1 pseudogene is annotated in these 542 nt (G+C 61.6%); it reads right to left on the reverse strand.

Annotated elements, in window-relative coordinates:
- Nucleotides 1–108: 108 nt before the first annotated feature.
- Nucleotides 109–542, reverse strand: a pseudogene (locus NW827_RS10330) (sulfide:quinone reductase); the annotation flags it as partial.

Genomic DNA, 542 nt, shown 5'->3' on the forward strand with positions numbered 1-542 from the left:
GGCCCCAGCTCCAGCCGGAAAACGGTTGTTGTTGCAACCTGCCGACTTGAGTTTTCATAGCGCAAGTGTCCGGCGTATCTTGAGCGTGACGAGAAAATCGGAACTTTTCTAAGGGGAGACCAAATCTCCCAATGGCTTGGAGATGGGCTCTATCAGAGAGAGCCCCACCCGCTGCAAACTGAGGCGCTCAAACCAAGGCACCGCCCACCCCCAGCGCATCTTGGCCAGGAAATAGTGCTCAAAGGCGGACTTGAGCCAACTGACCCATGGCCCTTGTACGGCCAGGGCGCGGCGGCGGCGCCCCAGCACCGGCAAGACAGGATCCGCCAAAAAGAGAATGCCCGTATCGCCGAAGTCGGCAAAGCAGATGGCTTCCAGCGTCGGGCTCACGGGTTCCCCCCGCAGGGCTCCCAGGCGCAGGGCGATATTGTGCGCCACTGCCATCCCCATCGCCTCGGTCATCTGGCCGGTTTTGGGCACTCCCACCGGCAAAGGTGTTGTCTCGGAAGGGGCTAGCTGGGTCACCACGCCCCCCGCATAGA

The organism is Synechococcus sp. H70.1 (assembly GCF_047502705.1).
Lineage (GTDB): Bacteria > Cyanobacteriota > Cyanobacteriia > Thermostichales > Thermostichaceae > Thermostichus.